Raw genomic sequence first — 23,245 nt, 5'->3', positions numbered from 1 at the left:
AAGGAATCTAGTCAAGGAACGAAATACTTTCGTAATTGATTTTTAGTTATCGCTGGGACACTACGCAAATAGTCCATTTTCTTTTGCGTAGTGTATTTTTGTATGTATTTATATTTTGTCATCCATATTGGTTTGAAAAACATGCTTGAGCGAATGGATATAGAAATAGATGCAGCACAGTACGAAGGATTCAAAACTTAATGGATGATATAAAAGTTTCATAAAATTCTTGTCTACATAATATGCCCAAATGGAAAAAAGAGCATTTTTTCATAAAAAAGGCGCCTCTCCATAATTAGGAGGGACGCCCTTTATTTAAGCATTTATGCCAGGTCAAACGTATATTGATTTAAACCGTTTCAGGCTGGAGCTTTTCAACCTTGTCAATGGTTCCGCCACCCAGGCAACGTTCACCATCGTAAAATACGACAGCTTGTCCGGGGGTAATGGCCTTTTGATGTACGTCGAATACGACATGTACGGTTCCATCCCCAAGCCATTGTAAAGTCACTTGCTGATCAGGCTGGCGATAACGGAACTTGGCTGTACAACGGAATTCGCCGAAAGGACGTGTTTCCGTGCCTGCTATCCAGTTCACATCGGTTGCGATCAGGCTGGTGGAATACAAGCTATGGTGACGGTCACCCTGTACCACATACAAAATGTTCCGCTCCAGATCCTTGTCGGCTACGAACCATGGTTCGCCTGAACCGGAGCCGCCAATACCCAAGCCTTGCCGTTGGCCGAGTGTATAGTACATCAGACCATCGTGGCGCCCTTTGACTTCACCTGTAGCGATATCGACCATGTCTCCGCCTTTAGCAGGCAGATACCCGCTCAAAAACTCCTTGAAATTACGCTCGCCGATGAAGCATACGCCTGTGCTGTCCTTCTTCTTGGCCGTATACAATCCTGCGGCTTCCGCAATTTTGCGGACTTCCGGTTTCGGCAAATGACCGATAGGGAACATAGCCCGTGACAACTGCTTTTGGCTCAATGCATTCAGGAAATAGGTCTGATCCTTGTTGCTGTCCACGCCCCGCAACAAGGTAAAACGGCCGTCTTCTTCTACAACCCGGGCGTAATGTCCTGTAGCAACATAATCCGCGCCCAAATCCAGCGCTTTATTAAGAAATTCGCCAAATTTAATTTCACGGTTGCACATGACATCCGGGTTTGGAGTACGTCCAGCCTTATATTCATCAAGAAAATACGAGAATACTTTATCAAAGTATTCTTTTTCAAAATTGACGGTATAGTAAGGAATGTCGATCTGCTCACAGACACGGCGTACATCCTCCGCATCCTCCTCAGCCGTACAACGGCCAAATTCATCCGTGTCATCCCAGTTTTTCATGAAGATGCCGATTACGTCATAGCCCTGCTCCTTTAGCAGCAGCGCGGTAACGGATGAGTCGACGCCCCCGGACATGCCGACGACGACACGGGTTTCATGATTGGCTTTAGCCATGGTCATCACCCAATTCTTTCAATATTGTTGTAGAACCCTCCTATTGTAACATAAACGATAATAAGTTACGATGGCTGGACGATCCAACGACACGGAGAACGATGGGAGAAAGTTCTATAAAATGGGCCAAAGCCGTTCCAAATCGCCTGAAAACAACTTTTTTTAAAGATTGTTACCGTAATATTTCCCTTTACCTGCCCTAATATGTTAACATAAGCTGAGGGTTAAGATCGGAATAGAGAGGTTTATAGCACCAGTTATTCCGCGTGTTTAACGGAATTGTTACTATAAGTGAGGTGGCACAATTGAAAATATCAACAAAAGGCCGCTACGGCCTGACGATTATGATGGAACTTGCAGCCAGGTTTGGCGAAGGTCCGACGTCTTTGAAAAGTATAGCCGAGAAAAATCAGCTCTCCGAGCATTATCTGGAGCAGCTTATTGCGCCTTTGCGCAATGCAGGTTTGGTAAAAAGTATCCGTGGTGCTTACGGCGGTTATATTCTGGCGGGTGAACCGGCAGGGGTAACGGCAGGAGACATTATTCGTGTTTTGGAGGGTCCGATTTCTCCAGTAGATTTCACTGAAGAGGATGATCCGGCGAAGCGTCAGCTATGGCTGCGGATTCGTGACAGTATTGCAGAAGTACTGGATTCCACTACACTCAAGGACTTGATCACATACCAGGAACATGATGAATTGGATAACTACATGTTTTACATTTGAGGTGAAACGACATGAACAGAATTTATCTGGATCATGCCGCATCGACTCCTATGCATCCTGAGGTTGCGCAGACTATGATGGACATCATGACCGGCCAATTCGGTAACGCTTCAAGCGTTCATGCCTTTGGCCGGGATGCCAAGCGCACCGTCAGCGCTGCGCGGGATGCCGTTGCGGCCTCTTTGGGCTGCAAGCCCGAAGAAATCATATTTACAAGCGGAGGGACAGAAAGCGATAATCTGGCCCTGTTCGGGACGGCTACGGCAGATGGCCGCACTTCCGGCCATATCATTACGACGGCCATTGAGCATCATGCGGTGCTTCATGCTTGCACTGAACTCGAAAAAGCGGGTTACGAAGTGACCTATGTGCCAGTCAATAGCTTTGGGTGCGTCAATCCAGCGGATATAGAGGCCGCGATTCGGCCGAATACTTTTTTGATCAGTATGATGTATGTCAACAATGAGGTAGGAGTAATTCAGCCGATCCATGAGGTGGGGCAGCTTGCGAGAGAACATGGCATCGTATTCCATGTAGATGCGGTACAAGCTTACGGTCATACACAGATAGACTGCCAGAGCCTTCCAGTTGATTTACTCAGTGTATCCGGTCATAAGATTAACGGCCCGCAAGGTATTGGAGCTTTGTATATCCGTCAGGGTATACGTATCCAACCTTTGATGCACGGGGGGCTTCAGGAGAAGAAACGCCGTGCCGGTACGGAAAACATTGCCGGGATTGCAGGTTTGGCTAAAGCAGCAACTCTGGCCAGCACCTCTATAGAGGAACGTTGGGCGCACGATATGACTCTTCGGCAAACTCTGCTGAAAGAGCTGGAAAACGCTTTGGGTACAGACGCTTTTGTAATCAACGGCGACCCTGAGCATTTTTTACCGAATGTGCTAAATATTAGCTTCCCGGCTATCGGTACGGAGACCATGCTGATGAATCTGGATATGGAAGGAATTGCAGCGGCCAGCGGTTCAGCTTGTACTTCCGGGTCTTTGGAATTGTCGCATGTGTTGCAGGCGATGGATCTTTCTGAAGATGTTTTGAATTCAGCGATTCGCTTTAGCTTCGGTTTGGGTAATACTACGGAGGAAATGGAATACACAGCCAAGAAAATTGAAACCATATGGAAGCGGCTACGTACTAGGTACTAGGGTTTTCTCCGCACTTTAATAAGAAGGGAGGGGCGGTTTTCCATTTCATTGCATGAACGGAACCAAGGTCTGACACGCATGAAGGAAAGGACCGCACCTCCGTTCGGATTGCAGAATGAGGAGGTACCCTATTATGAAGCTTCAGGATATGATCGGACTTGCCGTTTTCGACGTAGAGGACGGGAAGCAGATTGGTAAAATACAAGATTTTATGGTGACGGCTGATTGGAAAATTACAGGGATCGAGTTGGAGGGCAAAGGCCTTTTTTCATCTCAAGTGAAAATGGTAGCTTGGGATGACATTGTCGCTTATGGCGAAGATGCGATTATGATTCGCAATCAGCAAGCTGTCCGTAAAACGGAGGCCAACGATATTCAACATACGTATTTGCTTGGACCCGGTAAACTGAAGGATTTATCCGTGCTTACAGATGAAGGGCTTATGCTCGGACACATTTCGGATGTTTATTTTGACCAGGAAATGGGCAATAACATAATAGGCTTGGAAATCAGCGATGGTTTTGTATCGGATATTATAGAAGGGCGGAAATGGCTGCCCTGCACCGAAGAAATGTCCATCGGGGAGAATGCCATTATGGTGCCCCCGTTAAGCGAGCAGCGTTTGGAAAAAGCCATATATTCTTTTAATGGATAGGGTGAGTTTATTGAGATGTCCGAATTGTAATTCCAAAGATATCGGCAAAATTGGCTCCCATCAATTTTATTGTTGGGGATGCTTCATCGAACTTCAAGTGAATGGTGAAAAAATGTCCGTCTACCAAGTGGAAGAGGACGGTACGCTCAGTTCACTGGACGACCTGTTCTTTGGAGATGACATAGTACAGCAGGACCTGCCGCAGATCCACGCTTCTTCCTAAGCTTAAACTTGAATCGAGGACAGGCTGTAAATCTATATGGGATGTGACTATATCGTTCAGCAGTTGAACGGTCAATTGATTGGACCATGCTTGATGAGTAACGAAGAGGGTGATTCCCGATGGCTATAATAGCCTGGGAGTCACCCTCTTTTTCATATAGATCCCTGTCCAGATGGATGGAATGCTATTTACTTATTTTTTAGCAGATATGCTTTATAGCTTAAAGCGTCTAACCTCTTCCAGCAGTATGTCTGCGTGAGAGTCCAGTTTGGCGGAAAGCTCGGCAATATTGTTCATGGAATGCCCTTGTTCTTGTACGGATGAAGCCACTTCCTCAGTAGATGCTGCGCTTTGCTCGGAAACTGCGACAACGCTGGAGATTACATCTGAAATATGTCCGGCGTTGGTACGGAGATGATCAGCCGCAGCGGATACGTCCTCAATCTGAGTAAGCATATGCTGAGAAGCTCCCCGTATGGACTCGAACGCCTCTCTCGTAGCGGTAGCCGCTTGCTCCTGTTCTACTGTTACAGACAGAGCCTTCTTCATTTCCTCTGCGCTCCGCAATCCCGCAACCTTGATTTCCTCCAGTTTGTGCATAATGCTGTCACTGGAGCTTCCTGCTTGCTCAGCCAGCTTGCGTACTTCCCCGGCAACGACGGCAAAGCCTCGTCCGTGTTCCCCAGCGCGGGCTGCTTCAATGGAAGCATTCAGCGCGAGCAGATTGGTTTGGGCTGCGATATCATGAATGGCTCCGGCCAGCCGCTCAATATCCTGTGTTTTCAACGTGAGCGATTCTACAGCTTTACCTACAGCGGTTGTGGTTTGTCTGGACTCGGCTGCAAGCTTCGCTTGACGCTCTGCTGTTTCGTACCCAGCCAGCACGGCAGAGTCCGTTTCCAGCACGGCGGTTTGGGTTCGCTTGACGCTTTCACCGATCTGGTTGATGGAGCCTGTCATATGCGACAGCTTTTCAGAGCCGGAATATACAGCTTCGGCCTGATCACTTGCTCCTTGAGCAAGCTCCTGAACGGCACTGGAGATTTGTGATGCAATGGTCCCGGTATCCTTGGCATGCTGGTGCATGTCATGAGAAGCTGAGCTGACCTCGCCAGCCGTATCTGCCACTTTGCGCAACAAGTGAGAGAGATTATCTGACATGATATTAAAATCCGTACCCAAGCTGGCAATTTCATCTTTGCCCTTAATATCCACACGTGTTGTCATATCCCCTTCAGCCACCCGCTTGACGTTCGCTTGAAGCCTCCGAATCGGCTTGATAAAGCTGTTCGCCGCCCAGATCGCCAGTACCATAGCAACGACAAAGATGATAGCAACGATAATGAGTAAATAATTACGAATGGAGTAATACTCCTGAAAAGCAATATCCTTTGAAATAGACAAGCCTACAATCCAGCCCGTGCTGGGCATTTTCTTAAAATAAAGCTGCCGATCACTGCCACTGTAATTGTAGTCGGCTTTGCCCGAAGGGGCGCTGAGCAGGGTCGCCGTTGATGGACCCAACTCGGGCGTATCCTTGAGATTTTTACCAGCCAGCTTGCTGTCCGGATGCGCGACCACGATTCCATTCTGGTCAATCAAAAATGCATAGCCTAATCCGTTCAGGTTCATGTTTTTAATAATTTTTGTCATGTCGTTTAACATAATATCCTCACTGATCACCCCAGTGATAGAGCCATTGGAGTTCTTAAGAGGCTTCGCAATGGAAATGGTGAAGTCCTGGCTTCCTGCATCAACGTACGGTGAGGAATAATACAATTCCCCCTTGGTTTTGGCATCCTTGTACCACGGACGTGTGCGAGGATCGTAGCCCGCATCAGACCAGCCGGAGCCATCCCAGTAGGTTCCATCCTCAAATCCTGCATAAATGTTAGCGATACTTTGATCCTTATAGTTTTGAAAGGCCGCCTTTAGAGAAGCTATTTTGGCATCTGAGGGAATATCACTGGATTGTAATCCCGCAGCCAGTGTTTCGATAATTTTGGCGTTTCCGCGTGTCCATCCGTCGAGCTGGTTGACGGTCTCGGAGGCTTTACTGTTCATAAGCTCTTGTATGTCACGGTTGGCCTGATTTTTAATGCTTGTCATACTAATGACGGACAAAGGTCCGGCTGCAACGATAACAATACAGGTGAAAAGGAGAATAAGCTTCATTTTTAAGTTCATGTAACGACCCCCGATGATCCAGAAATGTGAAAGCTAAAATAGTTCTTTGTACTTATATCGTCAGATAGAATGACTTTGTTAGTCATTTTTAATTGTTTTCATTCTTTCTTCATAGTCATTATTTAAGGCGTCTCTACAGTTATGGGAAGGATTAAAGTAAAGGTACAGGCATATACTTAAAAGAGGCTAGTCCGGTAAGGGGGCACGGTATGGAGCAATTAACGAAAAGCAGGCTGTTCCGATACGGAATATGGACGCTACTGGGACTTGTCATTCTATATTTTATCTGGCTGCTACGGCCTTTGTTTTTGCATCTGTATGATTTTCTAAAAACGATTATTGCGCCATTTGCGGTGGCGATGATTATTTCCTATGTGCTTAATCCTGTGGTCAATATGCTGGGTGGACGCAAGGTGCCTCGAAGTGTAGCCGTCCTGCTCATTTATGCTGTATTTTTGGGCAGCCTCGTCGTTATTCTGATGCACCTGATTCCGATGTTTATTGATCAACTGGATGAACTGAATGAGCATCTGCCTGAACTGACCATGCATGCACAGGGATTAATGACCAATATGGACGGGAGTATTTTACCCCAAGGGGTACGCACAGGAATGAATCAGTGGTTTTTCCAACTCGAAAATCGGATGGCTACAGGCATTGCTGCTTTTATGGACAACATCGGCGGGATGATCAATATGTTGTTCAATGTATTCATTGTGCCGTTTCTCATTTTTTATATTTTAAAGGATTTCGATGTGTTCGAACGGGCTATTGTGTCTTATCTCCCGCGATCCCGCCGCAAGGCCATTGTAACGGTGCTCAAGGAAATTGATCAGGCGCTCGGTAACTATGTACGCGGACAGCTGTTGGTGTGCGTCATTATCGGGGTGATGTCCTATATCGGTTATATGCTGATTGGGATGCCTTATGCGCTGCTGCTGGCAGGAGTGGTGGCTGTATTTAATATCGTGCCGTATTTAGGCCCGTTTTTGGGAGCTGCTCCGGCGGTCGTTATGGCTTCTACGGTTTCCTTTAAAATGGTACTTATGGTCGTAGTCGTCAACACCTGTATTCAAGTGCTGGAAAGTAACGTCATTTCTCCCCAGGTGGTTGGACGAACCTTGCATTTGCATCCCATTTCCATCATTTTCGCCCTGCTGGTGGGCGGGGAAATAGCGGGAATAACGGGGTTAATTTTAGCGGTTCCGGTGATGGCTGTCTTGAAGGTGGCGCTTCAGCATTTTTTTGCTTATTACGTGAAGCGCAAAACGATCTAATTTCGTCCATATCCCCGTCTGAAATCGCGTTGACACGGCTAAATGACACGGATATACTGAATTGAGTGTGTTTAAATGTGTTTATCCAGTAAGGAAAGCTCATTTCGGAGTGCGGGCTGAACCCGCCGGGATGCTCCCGTTACCAGTGAAAACAAGGCGATCGCTCGTCCGTTAAGCAGATGTTGGGTGTGCAGCTTGCACATGTAGCATTTCGTACAGAGGGGACGGCGATAACCAGGGTGGTACCGCGATACAATCGTCCCTGATCCGTTCAGGGGCGTTTTTCTGTTTTTATGGCCTGTGCCAAGAACAAGTGACACCATAACTAGGAGGCTACTTATATGAAAGCTAGTGAAATCCGCTCCAAATGGCTGGAGTTTTTTGAAAGCAAGGGACATGTGATTGAACCAAGCGCACCGCTTGTTCCACATAAAGATCCTTCCCTGCTGTGGATTAATGCGGGGATGGCACCGCTTAAGCCTTATTTTGACGGACGTGTGAAGCCTGAAAATCCGCGTATTGCCAATTCGCAAAAATGTATTCGCACGAATGACATTGAAAATGTCGGCAAAACACGCCGCCACCACACCTTTTTCGAAATGCTCGGTAATTTTTCGATTGGTGACTATTTTAAGGAAGAAGTTATTGTGTGGGCGTGGGAATTTCTGACTGATCCGAAGTGGATCGGCTTTGATCCGGAGCGTCTGGCTGTAACCGTGTATCCTGAGGATGAAGAAGCATACAAGCTGTGGAATGAAAAGGTAGGGCTTCCTGCTGAACGTATTATCAAACTGGAAGATAACTTCTGGGATATCGGCGAAGGCCCTTGTGGACCTTGTACGGAAATTTTTTATGATCGAGGCGAAGCTTACGGCAGCGACATGACAGACCCTGAAATGTATCCGGGCGGAGAAAACGAGCGTTATCTGGAAGTATGGAACCTCGTATTCTCACAATTCAACCATAACAAGGATGGCAGCTATACGCCGCTTCCGAACAAAAATATTGATACAGGCGCCGGATTGGAGCGTTTTGCATCCATTTTGCAAAATGTGGATTCCAACTTCGATACGGATATTTTCCAACCTATTATTCAGAAAACAGCCGCTATGGCAGGGGTTAAATATAACGAAAATGTGGACAGCGATGTGGCTCTCAAAGTGATTGCCGACCATGTTCGTACCGTAGCTTTTGCGATTGGTGACGGTGTGCTGCCTTCCAACGAAGGCCGTGGTTACGTGATCCGTCGTTTGCTGCGCCGTGCTGTGCGTTACGGAAAAATGCTGGGCATGAACCGTCCATTTATGTTTGAACTGGTGGAAACGGTGGGGGATGTCATGGGCGTGTACTACCCTGAGGTGGTGGACAAGCGTGATTTCATCATCAAGGTGATTAAAACAGAAGAGGAGCGCTTCCACGAGACACTGACAGACGGATTGGCTATTTTGGCTGATATCAGTGCTCAGGCGAAAGCGGAAGGCCGCGATGTCATCAGTGGAGCGGACGCATTCAAGCTGTATGACACGTACGGCTTCCCATTTGACCTCACAGAGGATTATGCGGACGAGCAGGGCTTGAAAGTAGACCGTGAGGGCTTTGATGAAGCGATGCAGGGACAACGGCAACGTGCGCGTGACGCTCATCAGGACAATGCCAGCATGAAGATTCAGGGTGGAGCCCTGTCTGACCTGGCGGTTAAAAGCGATTTTGTTGGATATAATGACCTCGTAACCGAGTCTAAAATTGTGGCTATTGTATATGAAGATGTGCTGGTGGACAGTGTTAGTGAAGGACAGACTTGTCAGGTTGTGCTGGACGTGACTCCTTTTTATGCTGAAAGCGGCGGACAGGTAAGTGATCACGGCTTGCTGCGCGGGGGCAAGGTAACGGCGAAGGTCGAAGGACTGTTCAAGGCGCCTCAAGGCCAGCATGTACATCAGGTCGTCGTGGAAGCCGGTGAGCTTAACGTTGGCGATACGGTGAAAGCGGAAGTAGATCAAGCATCTCGCGGTGAAATCGAAAAAAATCATACGGCTACGCATTTGCTTCACAAAGCGCTTAAAGAAGTGCTGGGCGACCATGTCAATCAGGCAGGTTCCCTGGTGGAGCCTGGGCGTCTGCGTTTTGACTTTTCCCATTTTGGTAGCATTACGCCGGAAGAACTGGCGGATATTGAGCTGCGTGTAAATCGCGCCATTTGGAGCCAGTTGGATGTAAATATTGAACTGAAACCGATTGATGAAGCCAAGGCTCTCGGAGCGATGGCGCTGTTCGGTGAAAAATATGGAGATATCGTACGTGTCGTCAAGGTAGGCGATTACAGCATTGAGCTTTGCGGCGGCTGTCATGTGAGCAACACCTCACAAATCGGACTGTTCAAGCTTGTCAGCGAGAGCGGTATCGGATCGGGTGTTCGCCGTATTGAAGCGGTGACCGGACGCTTTGGCTTTGAATATATGGAAGGCCAGTTGGAACTGTTAAAAGTATCAGCAGGTCTGGTGAAATCCAAGCTGTCCGAGGTGCCCAAACGCATCGAATCCTTGCAGCAGCAAATTAAGGACCTCAGTCGTGAAAATGAATCGCTGCAAAGCAAGCTGAGTGTTATTGAAGCGGGCCAGTTGACCGATCAGGTCGTGCAAGCTGGCGGAGTACAGCTGTTGGCTGCACGTGTACAGGCTTCCAGTATGGATGCGCTGCGTGCGATTGCGGATGAGCTGAAAGGCAAGCTTCCAGCTGCTGTGCTGGTACTTGGGGCTGCAATGGATGACAAAGTCAATTTTGTCGTAGCTGTACCGGCAGAGCATACCAAGGCTGGGCTTCATGCAGGCAAGCTTGTGAAGGAAATTGCTGCTGTATGCGGCGGCGGCGGCGGCGGACGTCCAGATATGGCGCAAGCCGGAGGCAAGGATGCCAGCAAGCTGGACGAAGCACTTGTGCGCGCCCGTGAATTGGTAGTGGCGGCTTCTTAAGAATAAAGTTCGATAATTTTTGCGGAATTTTGGAAAAAACCGAACTTAGACATTTCCTTGAAGGGCTCTGCTTATGGTATGATGTATAAGAATAAGCTGGCATAAACATGTACACATGTTTTGTGGAAGCGAGGTGTCAACAGTGGATTCCATGGACAAAACGGTCAAATTTAATGTCAAGGCGGATGAGAAGGAAGCTTCTGCTCAGGAGATTTTGTTGACCGTATATGATGCTTTGGTGGAAAAAGAATACAATCCGATCAATCAGATTGTCGGGTATTTGTTGTCAGGTGATCCGGCTTATGTGCCACGGCATAATAATGCCAGAAGCCTGGTACGCAAAAAAGAACGCGATGAATTGATTGAAGAGCTGGTTCGTTTCTATCTGGCCAAGCACCGTTAGGAGACAGGCATGAAAGTAATGGGATTGGATTACGGGGACCGCCGAATCGGGGTCGCCGTAAGTGATGCCTTCGGCTGGACCGCCCAAGGATTGGAAGTCATAGAACGACGCGGTGACGACAGCGAGTTCGGTAAAATTGCAAATCTGGTCCGTGACAATGAGGTCGGCGAGGTTGTAGTAGGCTTGCCGAAAAACATGAACGGTACCGTGGGTCCACGCGGTGAGATTTGCATTGAGTTTGCGAACCGGCTCAAGGAGTTACTGGGTTTACCCGTTCACCTTTGGGATGAACGGCTGACGACGCGTTCGGCAGAGCGCACGCTACTGGAGGCCGACGTCAGCCGAAAAAAACGCAAGCAGGTGGTAGACAAACTGGCCGCAAGCCTGATCTTGCAAAACTATTTGGACGCACACAGTACAAGGTGAGGGGGATTTCGTAATGGCTGAAAATCAAGTGGGTATGGAAGAAGAGCCGGAAATTATTTACATTGCCGATGACGAGGGCAACGAGGAAGAGTTCGAGGTCATTATGAAGTTTGAGGTAGACGGTTCCGAAGCGAAGTACATGATGGTTGCGCCAGTGGACCCTGAAGCCGACGAGTCCGATGTGTACGCCTTCCGTTACGAGGAAGAAGGCGATGATATTAAATTGTTTGTGATCCAAGACGATGCCGAATGGGAAATCGTTGAAGAGACCTTTAATACATTTGTGGAAGAAGAGGACGAGGAAGACGGGAAATGACGAACTATTCACGTGAAGACCTGAGCTGGACATCTGATTTGAAGGAAGCGTTCGGCGGCGATGTAGAGCTACAGGATGAACAGGGTCGTGCGGTACGCATGGAACTGGAAGCAGAGTTCAAGGTAGGAGAGCAACGGTACGCCGTATTGCGCAAACCTGGAGCTGCTGAAGGCGAGCATGAGTTGTATCATGTGAGCCCATCCCCGGAAGGCGATATTTCCATCACCACGATTGAGGATGACGATGAGTGGGAAGATATTTCCGAGCTGTATGATGAATGCACGCTGCCGGAAGAGCTGTAAGGTCTGGATAACGAGGAGATCAAACCTGAAAGGGCGGACCAGTCCGCCCTTTTTGGCTGTGAAGGAGTTGGGTGGAAGTGAAGCGAAGGACGACGTTGGTTACGTTGCTTCTGTTGATTGTGACCATAGCAGGCGTAGCAACTCTCTATATTTGGAATGCCATGCAGCCTGTTCAGGCAAAAACGCAGCCGGTTGCATTTACAATAGTGAAGGGAACGGGCACGTCCGCTATAGCAGATACACTGGAGCAAAAGGGACTCATACGTAATGCGCTCGTATTTAAGGCTTACCTTAAATTCAAACAGCAAGGCAGCGCGTTTATGGCTGGAAAATATGAGGCTCAGCCCGGTGCTACCTTCGATCAGCTGATTGCTAAGCTCTCGGCAGGGGACGTTGTGAAAGAGGAAATGATCCGTTTTACGATACCGGAAGGATTTACGATCAGACAGATGGCTGATAAGCTGCAAAAGGAAGGACTGGCGGACCAGAAGCAATTTTTGCAGCTGGCCAACGATCCGTCCGCTTTTGACGTCGCGCTGGTGCGGGATATTCCAAAGCAGGCGGGGCTTCGCTATGCGCTGGAAGGCTATCTTTTCCCGGAAACCTATGAGCTGAAAAAGGGCAGTACGACCAAAGATATTATACAGGCGATGCTGGAACAGACGCAAAAACGTCTGGAGACCGTTCCCGATTTGGACGCCAAGCTGAAACAGCGGGGCGAAACACTGCATCAACTGCTGACGGTTGCCTCTCTAGTAGAGCGCGAGGTGGTTGTGGATGAGGAACGGCCTGTTGTAGCTAGCGTCATTTATAACCGGCTCAAGCAGGATAAGAAGTTGGAAATTGACGCTACCGTTCAATATATGCTGGACAAGCAAAAGGAACGGCTGTACTACAAGGATTTGGCTGTAGAAAGCCCATATAATACGTATTTGCATCAGGGACTTCCACCGGGGCCGATTGCAAGCCCCAGCCTGAAATCAGTGGTGGCGGCTTTACAGCCGGATGCTACGGATTATTTATTTTATGTGACCAAAAAAGATGGAACGCACGGACATTTGTTTGCCAAGACATATAAAGAACATTTGCATAATATTCAGGTAAGCAACCGTAAGACAAATTAGGAGGTGAGCCTGTGGCTTACAAACCCGAACTATTGGTAACTGCCAGCTCTCCGGAGGATGCCTGTCAAATGCTGGAGGCTGGCGCGAGCGCATTACTTATTGGAGATGACCGCTTTGGGATGCGGCTCCCGGGACATTTTACACCGGACCAAATCCGTGAGGTTGTGGAAGAAGCTCGAAAGCATACGGCCCAGGTATATGTATCCATGACCAACTTGATGACGAACGAGCTACTGCCGTTCCTTCCCGAATACGTGCAGACGCTTGCCGGATGCGGCGTAGATGCCATTGAGTTTAATGATCCGGCCGTATTGATGGCGGTAAAGGAATATGCCCCTCATGTGAAGTTGTTCTGGAACGGTGAGATGATTTCCACCAACTTCGCAACCGCCAACTATTGGGGAGAGAAGGGGGCCTCTCGCGTCATTTTGGCCCGTGAGCTGAGTATGGACGAAATTACGGAAATGGTGCCAAATCTGAACATGGAGGCGCAGGTTCAGGTGCATGGCATGACTAATATTTATCATTCCAAGCGCAAGCTTGTACAAAGTTATATGTTGCATCAGGGACGCCCGGTGGAAGGTGATCTGGGCAGAGATCGAGGCTTGTTTCTGATCGAAGCAGAGCGACAGGAAGAGAAGTTTCCGATTTATGAGGATATCAACGGAACGCATATTATGAGTTCGGATGATTTTTGTATTATGGAGGACCTGCATATTTTGATGGAGGCAGGCGTGCACAGCTTTAAGATTGAGGGCTTGTTGAAGCCTACGGTTTATAACGTGGCGGTCGTTCGTGCTTATCGCAAAGCGATGGATACCTTTACAGCCGATCCTGAAGCTTATGTTTATGATGAAAGCTGGCTGGATGAGGTTCGCCGTCTTCAAGATCCTGAACGGGAACTGTCCTTCGGATTTTTCTATAAAGAACAGGTTTATTAATTTTAAAAATGAGTGCACAGAGGGGGGAACGTCATGGGAACGATGACCAAAACGAGAAAATATACGGGCAAGCGGAATCGTCTGGATAAGCCAGAGCTGCTGGCTCCTGCCGGAAATCTGGAAAAGCTGAAGTTTGCTATTCACTATGGTGCGGATGCCGTGTATATTGGTGGACAAAAATACGGTCTGCGCTCCAATGCCGATAATTTCAGCTTTGAGGAAATGCGGGAAGGCGTAGAGTTTGCGAAAAAATATGGCGCCAAAGTTATTGTTGCTACCAATATTTATGCGCACAATGAGGATATTGCGGGGATTGAAGAATACCTGCGTAATTTGTACAAGGCTGGTATTCATGCTGTCATTGTCGCTGATCCGGCGATTGTATCAGTGGCATTGCGTACGGTGCCGGAGCTGGAAGTACATTTGAGCACCCAGCAATCGACGCTGAACTGGCAGGCGGTAAAGTTCTGGAAGAATGAAGGACTGCCGCGTGTGGTACTGGGGCGTGAGACCAGCTTGGAGGAAATTGAAGAAATTAAAAAGCATGTGGACATCGAAATCGAAGCCTTTGTCCATGGTGCGATGTGCTCTTCATTTTCCGGTCGTTGCGTGCTGTCCAATCACTTTACGGACCGGGATTCCAATCGTGGGGGCTGCTGTCAGTCCTGCCGCTGGAAATACGATTTGTTTGAGGATGCCCGTAAAGACGAGGTGTGGATATCAGAGGAAGAGGCGCAGGATAGCAATGTTCTGAAGCAGTTCCAGCTTGGCGTTAATCAAATGCCATTGTTTGAAGAAAGTGATAATGCCTTTTCTATGGGCTCTAAGGATCTGTGCATGATTGAAAATGTCCCTGATCTGATTGACGTCGGTGTGGACAGCTTCAAAGTAGAGGGACGTATGAAGTCCATTCACTATGTGGCTACGGTTGTAAATGTCTATCGTCAAGCGATTGACTCGTATATGGCTGATCCTGAAAATTATGTGCTCAAACCGGAATGGATAGATGAAATAAACAAGGCGGCTAATCGTCCGCTGAACACTGGCTTTTTCTACGATACACCGGATCACGAAGATCATATTTATGAGCCGGAAGAAAAGGCTGCGCCTTATGATTTTGCCGGACTGGTTATGGACTACGATGCGGCGAGTGGTATAGCTACCATTCAACAGCGTAACCATTTTAAACCGGGGCATGAAATTGAATTTTTTGGTCCGAACGGAACGTTCTTTAAACAAACGGTTGGAACGATCTGGGATGAGGAAGGCAACGAACTGGATGCTGCCCGTCACCCGCTTCAACGGATCAAAATGAAGGTAGATCAGCCTGTATCCTATTTTGACATGATGCGTAAAAAGAAGTAATTAAGTCTTAAGTCGTGGATAAAAAGATTCCAAAGCCTCTCCTATCGGTTGGAGGGGCTTTTTTTTGAATACTTTTCTAGGAAAAAAGTTTCACAAAATTTAGTGGTTGTTGAAAGGAAAGCTACATTCCTTGTCGAATAAATCCGATAGATATGATATAGATAATTAATAGATACATAAAGGATACGTGGATCAGGAAACTAATTATAGGGTGGTAGGTGAGAGAAATGGTTTTTTGGAAAAAAGAGGGGAATACAACGAAGAAGCAGCCAAAGAAAACAGCTCTAGTTAAAGGATTAAAGGGCAGCAAGATGACAACGGCTAAAGGAGACAAAACAGTTGGGGGGTCTTTGAAGGACGCTTCCTGGTTGTCTAAGGCTACTCGTGTAGGCGCATACAATTTAAAGCGCTTACTCAAGCCGGAAAAATACAGTAAAGATTTTATGCATTTGGTTAAAAATTATAATCCGATCCGTTCAGTTGGCATGAAGCTGTTTTTGATTTTTTTTACAGCGATTATGTTGTTTGTGATTAGTTTGGGAATGATTTCATACTTCAAAGCCAAAAATACAATTGAGCAAAATGCGGCTACGGCTTATCAGCAAACGGTTCAACAAACAGCAGAGAAGCTGGATATCATTTTAGAACGCTTTCAGGATACCTCGACACAGGTGTTCTTCGATAGTGAATTAAGTGATCAGCTACAAAGGGCGGCAAAGCAGGAGAAAAACTCGTTTGAATCCTTTGTTGCTATGGGTGAAGTAAACAAAAAGTTAACGAATATTGCATTTACGAACAAGGAAATTGATTCGCTTTATCTGTATCCGGAACAAACGGATCAGGCTGCTATGGGCACAGGAACACAAAAAGATGTGCGGCAGGAAGCATGGTTCAAGGGTATTTTAAAAAATAAAGGGATCGTCTGGTTGCCTACACAGGTAAATGAAAACGGTAGCAAGACGTTTCGTCTGGCTCGTTCTATGAACAGCATGTCCGGCTTGGGTGGGACTTATGTTTTGGTTATGGATTTGAAGTCCAGTGCCGTGGATGATCAGTTGAAAAGTATAGATCTCGGTGCGGGCAGCATGATTAGCCTGATTACACAGGATGGTGCTTTTATAGGCTCGAACATTGAGGCGCTGGCAGGAGGAAAACAAAAGCTGGATTACGTTTCGAAACTCCAGGGTATTGAAGGAAATCAGATTTTGGAGCAGTCAGCTAATGGAAAAGTGCAAAATGTGCTGGCCGTGCATAATACGCTGGGCACCTCCAAGTGGATTCTCCTGGGTGTCATACCTGTATCAGTGCTAGTTAAAGATGCTGAAGGGATTTTAACGACGACCTGGATTTTTGCTGTAGTGGCTGCACTGATCGCGTTGTTCATCGGTTTGTGGATGGTGCGACTTGTGGCGCTCCCTTTAACGCATTTAAAAGATCTGATGCTGGAAGGAGCCAAGGGCAATCTGCAGGTTCGTACCCACTACAACGCTAAGGATGAAATCGGGCAATTGTCTGAAAGCTTTGATACGATGATGGAGCAGATTACTTTGCTGGTAGAACAGACGAACGTTTCAGCCCAAGAGGTGTTGAATACAGCGACGGAACTGAGTGATGCGTCAAAGAAAACGGCCATCTCAGCCAAGGAAATTGCAGCAGCAACGGAGGAGATTGCTCACGGCTCCGCCAGCTTGGCCACAGAGGCTGAACGTGGCAGCGGACTGACCGGAAACATTTCACAGCAAATGGATACGGTTATAGCCTCCAACCATGAAATGAGCAAGGTTGCACACGAGGTTGAGCAATCCAGTGAACAAGGAACGGTTCAATTGAAAAATCTTCTAGGTAAGACCAAGGTTACCGAAGAAACGACACATGCGCTTGTGAGCAAAGTAGACAAGCTGAAGGAAACAACCTCCGATGTCTTTAAGGTGCTGGACGTGCTACAGGATATTGCGAAGCAAACGAATATTTTATCGCTGAATGCTACGATTGAAGCGGCTAGGGCTGGAACGGCAGGGCGTGGATTTATGGTGGTGGCTAATGAGGTTCGGCAACTGGCTGAACAATCACGTCAAGCCATTCGCACCGCGACGGGAATTATTAATAACATCGTCGGCGAGATGAATGAGACGGTTCAGGCGTTATCTGAGGTGTATCCACTGTTCCGCCAGCAGATGGGAGCGGTACAGGAGACGACGGACATTTTCCAATCGGTACAGCAGCAAATGGGAGAATTTGCGCTTCGATTAGGTACGGTTACCTCATCCATTCAGGAGTTGAGTGAATCGCAGGCGATTTTGTCGGAGGCGATGACCAATGTGAGTGCGGTAGCCGAGCAGTCCTCCGCCACTTCGCAGGAAGTCGCTTCTCTCAGTACCGAGCAGGCGAATATCGGCAATCAGCTGGTAGGATTGTCTGATAAGCTGGAAGGGGTATCGGTCAATTTGAAGGAACAGCTTTCACGGTTTACAGTGTAAGGGCGTGCGTCTTCATAAATTGTAGGAGCCTGCTGACGTTTGAGGATTATCGTGCTATATGAATTTATTGTTTACCCAGAAGCCCTTTCCTTCATCAAGACCTTGCATAGCCTATACAGTACGCTAAAACAAAGGAGGCGTTCTTGTGGGGGGAATGGAAAGAGGCTTCGGAGGAGTGTGGACATCAATAGCTGCTATCCTGACACTGTTTATTTTGCTAGTGATCATCTTGAAAACGTTTCTCTTATAACATTGGAGGCTCTACCGCGTTGTATGGGTAGAGCCTTATTTGTTTGCCTGAATGCCCTGCCCTTGAGTAATCTTCTACATATATTGAAGTGTACTTTCATCGAAGGGGGGATCAAGCCATGGGTGGATTTGAAGGTGGTTGCGGCGTGTGGACTTCTACAGGTGCAATTTTGGTACTCTTTATTCTGTTGGTTATCATCACTAAAGCCTGTTGGGTTTAATTTGTAAAGAATCGTGAAGGAATGTTTCAGTACCACCCAGCTTTTCAAGCTGGGTGGTTTTCTTTTTTTAACAAATGACATGCTATACAGCATACCGATTGGAAAAAACATTTACAGGACATACTACTGGAAAAAAGATGAAAGAAGGATGCATGTGCCGAGGCGTGGCAGTAGTTTCATTCGAAAACGTCGAATTGCATATATGGCTGTGGGCATTACGGCTTTGCTACTCATTTTGCTGTTGCGGCTGGCCTGGATACAGGGGACGGCGGGTGTCCAAATGTCTGCTTACGGGGGGCATTCGCTCAAGGAAATGTCTGTGCGCCAGCGGCAGGAGGGCATTGCAATCGACTCGGGGCGGGGACAATTTACGGATCGGTACGGACGACCGTTAACTGGGGGCGTGGTATGGACGCCAGTGCTTTTTCCTGATGTAGACGGTAAAACAGCCGGGCATGGAGAACAGCTTGCCAAGCTGCTGCGGACAAATAAGAAGGAGCTGCTGGCTCAATGGAAGGAGCTGCAATCCCCGCTGTTATGGCGAGACGGACACGGACAACCCCTGCATATCAAGCCGGATGAAGCGGATCAACTGCTTAGCCTCGCACCTTCTCTGGTAGAGCTTGTACCGTATTCGACACGCTACAACAATGTACCCAATGGCAAGCAGTGGCTTGGATTTCTGTACGAACGACCAGATCGACCGGGGCAATTGCCAATTGGGGCAGCCGGGCTGGAAAGAACGCTGGAGCCACTCCTGAGTGGTGTGGGTGAAACCTTCGTTTCCCGATTTGTGGATGCACAGCGCCGTCCGCTGGCTCATTTGCCGTTGCGTGTCAGTGCCCCTTCCAATGGCCACTATCCTCTACAGGTCCAGACGACCATTGATCTTCCATTACAGCAGCAGCTTGAAAAGCTGACGGAAACCAATCATCTAACAGAAGGGGCGGTGGTTGTGCTGGATGCGGGGAACGCCGATGTGCTGGCGATGGTGTCTCGTCCTTTTTATAACCCTGGTCGCGTCGATCCACACCAGACAACAGGTTGGTCTAATCGTGCCCTCAAGGCGGTGACGCCCGGCTCCATTTTTAAGCTTGTTACGGCTGCTGCTGCGCTTGAATCGGGGGTAGTCCAACCGAAGGAGCAATTCCATTGTCATGGGACCTATGGGAAGTATGGTTTGGCTTGCTGGAAAAAAGAAGGACACGGTACTCTGAACCTGGAGGAGGGGCTGGCCGTATCCTGTAATATCGTGTTCGCTCATCTGGGTGAACGGCTTAGTCCCGCCCAAATTCAGGCGACAGCCTCTGCGCTCGGATTGAGCCGGACCGTCGGCTGGCAGGAGCAGAATCTTGCGGGCATAGCGCAGTTTAGTCCGTTGGATCACGAAGAAAAGGGAGCCGTTTTCGGCTCCCATACAGATGCGGCTAATCCGGGTGTACGTGTCCAGACAGCTATCGGTCAGAGAGACGTACTGGTCACGCCCCTCCAAGCCGCCAATCTTATCGTGACATTGCTGCATGATGGTCAGGTACATGCTCCACGGCTAGTGAAGCACATTGGCTACGCAGACGGAGGCACGTTGCTGGATTTGGCAGCCCATGCTTCTCCATCACCCGAAGGAAGCCGTCCAGTTCACGCTTCAACAGCCCGCGCGCTTCGTGAAGCGATGGAGAAGGTTGTAGCCCACGGCACAGGTGCATCCTTGCGTGGCAAGTCTTGGCATCTGGCTGGAAAATCGGGCACAGCCCAAGCTCTAAAGGACGGGCAACCCGTGAATCACCAATGGTTTATCGGTTATGGTCCGGTGGAGCATCCTCGTTATGCCGTTGCCGTCTTGGTACAAAATGCGCCACAGCATTCTGCAAATCAGGCAACAACACTGTTCGGTCAAGTGATGGACCTGTTGGCTCAATTTTCCTCGGTTCCACGAGGAGCTACACGATCTTCCTCCTGAATTTTGACGATAAAGGGAGGCTCCTCGAATTCTTCTGTCGGAAATCGAATCCATTGCTGTAAATAGCCTTGCTGCCATAATTCCTTCAGTAAAATGATCAGGATTGGAGACAGGATCAGCCCGGCCAATCCGAAGATCGACAGTGATATGATGGCAAAGGAAAGCATTAGATAAGCGGATGAAACACCGATGGAATGACCTGTGATTTTAGGCTCTGCCAGTTGGCGAACGATTACCGTAACAGCCATGACAATGAGCAGCCCTATAGCCAGGCTGGTGTTGCCTGTGATGAACAAATAGACTGCCCACGGAATAAAAATAACAGGTACACCCAGTAAGGGTAAAATATCGAACAAAGCCGCCACAAGAGCCAACGACAGAGCATTATCCACCTGCAAAATGAGTAAACCTATAAATACGAGAACAAAGGTGATGCTTACCAGCATGACTTGTGCCTTTAAAAAGGCCGAAATTGCTTTGAGTACATGATTTTTAAGAAAAAGATAAGCGGTTTTAAGCGTCTTGGGTGTTTTACTACGGGCAATGCCTTTCCAAAGATTAATCTCCATACTTAAAAAGAAAGCTAAAATAATGGCAACTGCAAAGTTGCCCATAAAGACTGTGAAGGAGCTGAGAAACTGTATGAAAAAGGAGAGCCCCAACTGCGCCCATTTGGTGGCAATAGCAGTCGCAGTTTCAAAATAATCGTTAACACGTTCGGTAATCCCCGGCGGCAAAGCGGCAATTTTATCTTGGGAAAGATGAAGATACCGTGTGAATTCCGTTTGGATAATCTGGGTATACTGTGGGAGATTTTGCGCCACTTTCGTAAATTGTGTAACCAGAATCAGACCTAATCCAAAAAAAATAGCGAGTAAAAGGATGATAAACAGCAAAACAGAGAGTGCGGAAGCGAAGGGCTTCTTCATACCTTTCCGGTGGAAATAACGGGCCACAGGTTCAATGCACCAAAACACAACGAACGACAGGAACACAGGGGCCGCGAGCTGATACAGCTTACTGGATACGAACATAATTAAATACACGGTTAATACAATCAGGCCGATATCAAAAACGGTTCGCCAATATTTTTTGTACAATGGAAGCATGTGTATACAACGACTCCTTTAAGATTTTAACCTATTGTACACTAAATTGGATCTCTATGCTGCTTATACAGTCCTAAAATACAGAATCAAAACCGACAGTATAACCGCCTAAAGCAGCAACGGGTTAGCCCGGTAGTTGATCGTTATGCTCAAGAAAAGAATGCAGCAAAATCTCGGCACGCTTACGTCTTTGTGATAACATATAAGTAAGTGAGTTTTCCTCAGGAAGCCTGCTTGGTAGTCCAGAAATAGAAAAGTGGGGATAAAACGTGCAGACTTTACTGTTATGGATGTTTTACATTTCAACTTTTTATGCGTTTATTCCGGCGCTGGTCAGTCGAATGTTTGGATTCCGAGTGTTTCGGCGGGGCAAAAGTGAGCAAGAGTATGCGCTCACCTTCGATGATGGTCCTGATCCAGTGTATACGCCGCAGTTGCTTGATTTGCTGAAGCGTTTTGATGCCAAGGCTACTTTTTTTGTTGTAGGCATACATGCGGAAAAACACCCGGAGCTTTTGAAACGCATGCATGACGAAGGTCACTTGATCGGTATTCATAATTATGTGCACAAGTCGAATTGGCTTATGCGGCCTGTCACGGTCAGAAGACAAATTGCCCGGACAGAGGTTGTTATTCGCCGGGTAACCGGAGAAGGAACGACCTTTTACCGCCCGCCATGGGGAATTGTGAATTTCTTTGATATTTCCAACTCGAATGGTCGCCGAATCGTATTATGGTCCTCTATGTTTGGGGACTGGAAGGCAAGCGTTGGAGCCAAACAGTTGGCTGAGCGAATGCTCAAAAAGCTGAGGGGTGGCGAGGTGATGCTGCTCCATGACTGCGGTACAACACTGGGGGCAGACGTAGGCGCTCCGCAAAACATGCTGATTGCGCTGGAGAAGCTGTTGGTGGTTGCCCAAGAACGGAAGCTGCGCAGCGTACGGGTCGATACCTTATTTTGTCGTGAGTCTGCGAGCAGACCTGCAACTACTGAAACACCCAATACGAGTTGGTTTAAAAGAACGTTAGTATTCGGATGGTTGCTGTATGAGCGGCTATTTCACATTCTGTTCCGTCTACGTCCGGTGCGTAAGGAGGACACGATCTTTTATTACAAGCGTAGTACCTATCACGGGCCAAATGTGAACATGGAGAACGGTAGGTGGCTGGAAAAAGGGGACGCCGTGGTTGAGCTGCATTTTGATAATAAAATGTTGTTTCAGTTAGGCACAACAGCCAAGTCTATGGTGCATTTGGCCATTCAACTGATTCGGATTGTAAAACGACAACTTCCTGATCTCGCCTATCGAATTTCGAATGATCCCAAAATGAACGGTATTAAGGCGGTCTATGCAGTGAGTATGATTAATCGGGGATCGGAGAAGCTGGGTTTTCAGATACGAGAGCTTCCCAGGGGACTGTTCAGGCTAGTGTCAACCTTATATTTAAAGCTGTTATTTAGTGTTATCCATCCTTCCGGCTCAGAGCTGTTGAATGAAAAAAGGGACGAGATGGTGCCGAAGATGATTGTGATGCCGATTGATACTCTGTTTGACCGATTCTGGCTGAGGGATTCTTACCCTACGGATCAAGGTCAAAGCAAAATAGATCCTATTCAGGAAACAGTTAGAGCCTCGCAAGCAGCAGATACGAGATCAAGTAGTTGAATTAACGCTAAAAAAGCC

The 23,245-nt window shown here is 47.7% G+C and carries 21 protein-coding genes; 17 read left to right on the top strand and 4 right to left on the bottom strand.

Annotated features, from left to right (window positions below):
• Window positions 1–349: 349 nt before the first annotated feature.
• Window positions 350–1,471 (bottom strand): tRNA 2-thiouridine(34) synthase MnmA, encoded by a 1,122-nt coding sequence (gene mnmA, locus C1I60_RS24050; protein WP_170970893.1) that lies wholly within the window; start codon window positions 1,469–1,471, stop codon window positions 350–352.
• A 305-nt stretch (window positions 1,472–1,776) separates the two neighbouring features.
• Between mnmA and cymR the strand changes: the two genes are divergently transcribed.
• The 4 genes from cymR to C1I60_RS24030 all read left to right on the top strand — a co-directional run bounded on the left by cymR (window position 1,777) and on the right by C1I60_RS24030 (window position 4,237).
• The gene (cymR, locus tag C1I60_RS24045) at window positions 1,777–2,196 is read left to right on the top strand and encodes a cysteine metabolism transcriptional regulator CymR (protein WP_014282941.1); all 420 of its coding nucleotides are present in this window, start codon (window positions 1,777–1,779) and stop codon (window positions 2,194–2,196) included.
• 11 nt (window positions 2,197–2,207) lie between these two features.
• Window positions 2,208–3,359 carry a cysteine desulfurase family protein gene (locus tag C1I60_RS24040; RefSeq protein ID WP_137064011.1) on the top strand — a complete coding sequence of 384 codons (1,152 nt, stop codon included), beginning with the start codon at window positions 2,208–2,210 and terminating at the stop codon, window positions 3,357–3,359.
• 133 nt (window positions 3,360–3,492) lie between these two features.
• Window positions 3,493–4,014 carry a PRC-barrel domain-containing protein gene (locus C1I60_RS24035; protein ID WP_137064010.1) on the top strand — a complete coding sequence of 174 codons (522 nt, stop codon included), beginning with the start codon at window positions 3,493–3,495 and terminating at the stop codon, window positions 4,012–4,014.
• A gap of 10 nt (window positions 4,015–4,024) precedes the next feature.
• Window positions 4,025–4,237 carry a YrzR-like zinc ribbon domain gene (locus C1I60_RS24030; protein WP_170970892.1) on the top strand — a complete coding sequence of 71 codons (213 nt, stop codon included), beginning with the start codon at window positions 4,025–4,027 and terminating at the stop codon, window positions 4,235–4,237.
• 213 nt (window positions 4,238–4,450) lie between these two features.
• Here C1I60_RS24030 and C1I60_RS24025 read toward each other — a convergent pair whose 3' ends face one another.
• The gene (locus C1I60_RS24025; protein ID WP_137064008.1) at window positions 4,451–6,424 is read right to left on the bottom strand and encodes a methyl-accepting chemotaxis protein; all 1,974 of its coding nucleotides are present in this window, start codon (window positions 6,422–6,424) and stop codon (window positions 4,451–4,453) included.
• A gap of 209 nt (window positions 6,425–6,633) precedes the next feature.
• On the opposite strand from C1I60_RS24025, the gene C1I60_RS24020 reads away from it, so the two are divergent.
• On the top strand, window positions 6,634–7,701 hold the full coding sequence (locus C1I60_RS24020; protein WP_137064007.1) for an AI-2E family transporter: 1,068 nt from the start codon (window positions 6,634–6,636) through the stop codon (window positions 7,699–7,701).
• A gap of 71 nt (window positions 7,702–7,772) precedes the next feature.
• Here C1I60_RS24020 and C1I60_RS26245 read toward each other — a convergent pair whose 3' ends face one another.
• On the bottom strand, window positions 7,773–7,904 hold the full coding sequence (locus tag C1I60_RS26245; protein WP_289306544.1) for a hypothetical protein: 132 nt from the start codon (window positions 7,902–7,904) through the stop codon (window positions 7,773–7,775).
• 138 nt (window positions 7,905–8,042) lie between these two features.
• Here C1I60_RS26245 and alaS point away from each other — a divergent pair, with 138 nt between their 5' ends.
• From alaS to C1I60_RS23965, 11 genes are all read left to right on the top strand, one after another.
• Window positions 8,043–10,670 (top strand): alanine--tRNA ligase, encoded by a 2,628-nt coding sequence (gene alaS, locus C1I60_RS24015; protein WP_137064006.1) that lies wholly within the window; start codon window positions 8,043–8,045, stop codon window positions 10,668–10,670.
• A gap of 142 nt (window positions 10,671–10,812) precedes the next feature.
• On the top strand, window positions 10,813–11,073 hold the full coding sequence (locus C1I60_RS24010; RefSeq protein WP_007431624.1) for an IreB family regulatory phosphoprotein: 261 nt from the start codon (window positions 10,813–10,815) through the stop codon (window positions 11,071–11,073).
• A gap of 9 nt (window positions 11,074–11,082) precedes the next feature.
• Window positions 11,083–11,499 carry a Holliday junction resolvase RuvX gene (gene ruvX, locus C1I60_RS24005; protein WP_014282932.1) on the top strand — a complete coding sequence of 139 codons (417 nt, stop codon included), beginning with the start codon at window positions 11,083–11,085 and terminating at the stop codon, window positions 11,497–11,499.
• A 13-nt stretch (window positions 11,500–11,512) separates the two neighbouring features.
• Window positions 11,513–11,815 carry a DUF1292 domain-containing protein gene (locus C1I60_RS24000; protein ID WP_025682191.1) on the top strand — a complete coding sequence of 101 codons (303 nt, stop codon included), beginning with the start codon at window positions 11,513–11,515 and terminating at the stop codon, window positions 11,813–11,815.
• Window positions 11,812–12,117: a DUF1292 domain-containing protein gene (locus tag C1I60_RS23995; protein ID WP_014282931.1), complete on the top strand. Its 306-nt coding sequence runs from the start codon at window positions 11,812–11,814 to the stop codon at window positions 12,115–12,117. The genes C1I60_RS24000 and C1I60_RS23995 overlap by 4 nt, the downstream gene beginning before the upstream one ends.
• A 95-nt stretch (window positions 12,118–12,212) precedes the next feature.
• Window positions 12,213–13,241 carry an endolytic transglycosylase MltG gene (gene mltG, locus C1I60_RS23990; protein WP_137064064.1) on the top strand — a complete coding sequence of 343 codons (1,029 nt, stop codon included), beginning with the start codon at window positions 12,213–12,215 and terminating at the stop codon, window positions 13,239–13,241.
• 11 nt (window positions 13,242–13,252) lie between these two features.
• Window positions 13,253–14,182, top strand: coding sequence for a peptidase U32 family protein (locus C1I60_RS23985; RefSeq protein ID WP_137064005.1), 930 nt, complete (start codon window positions 13,253–13,255; stop codon window positions 14,180–14,182).
• 33 nt (window positions 14,183–14,215) lie between these two features.
• On the top strand, window positions 14,216–15,547 hold the full coding sequence (locus C1I60_RS23980; RefSeq protein WP_137064004.1) for a peptidase U32 family protein: 1,332 nt from the start codon (window positions 14,216–14,218) through the stop codon (window positions 15,545–15,547).
• 227 nt (window positions 15,548–15,774) lie between these two features.
• The gene (locus tag C1I60_RS23975; RefSeq protein ID WP_137064003.1) at window positions 15,775–18,024 is read left to right on the top strand and encodes a methyl-accepting chemotaxis protein; all 2,250 of its coding nucleotides are present in this window, start codon (window positions 15,775–15,777) and stop codon (window positions 18,022–18,024) included.
• A 368-nt stretch (window positions 18,025–18,392) separates the two neighbouring features.
• On the top strand, window positions 18,393–18,494 hold the full coding sequence (locus C1I60_RS26080) for a sporulation protein YjcZ (RefSeq protein WP_137064002.1): 102 nt from the start codon (window positions 18,393–18,395) through the stop codon (window positions 18,492–18,494).
• Between the two features lie 148 nt (window positions 18,495–18,642).
• A complete protein-coding gene (locus C1I60_RS23965) occupies window positions 18,643–20,451 on the top strand; it encodes a peptidoglycan D,D-transpeptidase FtsI family protein (RefSeq protein ID WP_170970891.1) in 1,809 nt (602 codons plus the stop codon).
• On the opposite strand, the gene C1I60_RS23960 is transcribed toward C1I60_RS23965, so the two are convergent.
• Complete coding sequence (locus C1I60_RS23960; protein ID WP_137064001.1) at window positions 20,406–21,560, bottom strand: AI-2E family transporter; 1,155 nt, start codon at window positions 21,558–21,560, stop codon at window positions 20,406–20,408. The genes C1I60_RS23965 and C1I60_RS23960 overlap by 46 nt on opposite strands.
• Window positions 21,561–21,829: 269 nt before the next feature.
• Here C1I60_RS23960 and C1I60_RS23955 point away from each other — a divergent pair, with 269 nt between their 5' ends.
• Window positions 21,830–23,227, top strand: coding sequence for a polysaccharide deacetylase family protein (locus C1I60_RS23955; RefSeq protein ID WP_137064000.1), 1,398 nt, complete (start codon window positions 21,830–21,832; stop codon window positions 23,225–23,227).
• The last annotated feature ends 18 nt before the right edge of the window (window positions 23,228–23,245 follow it).

Origin of the sequence: Paenibacillus terrae (genome assembly GCF_005217525.1) — a bacterium.
In the GTDB taxonomy this organism is placed as follows: domain Bacteria; phylum Bacillota; class Bacilli; order Paenibacillales; family Paenibacillaceae; genus Paenibacillus; species Paenibacillus terrae_C.
Note: the sequence above shows the minus strand (reverse complement) of the source record. Positions and strands in the feature narration are given on the sequence as shown.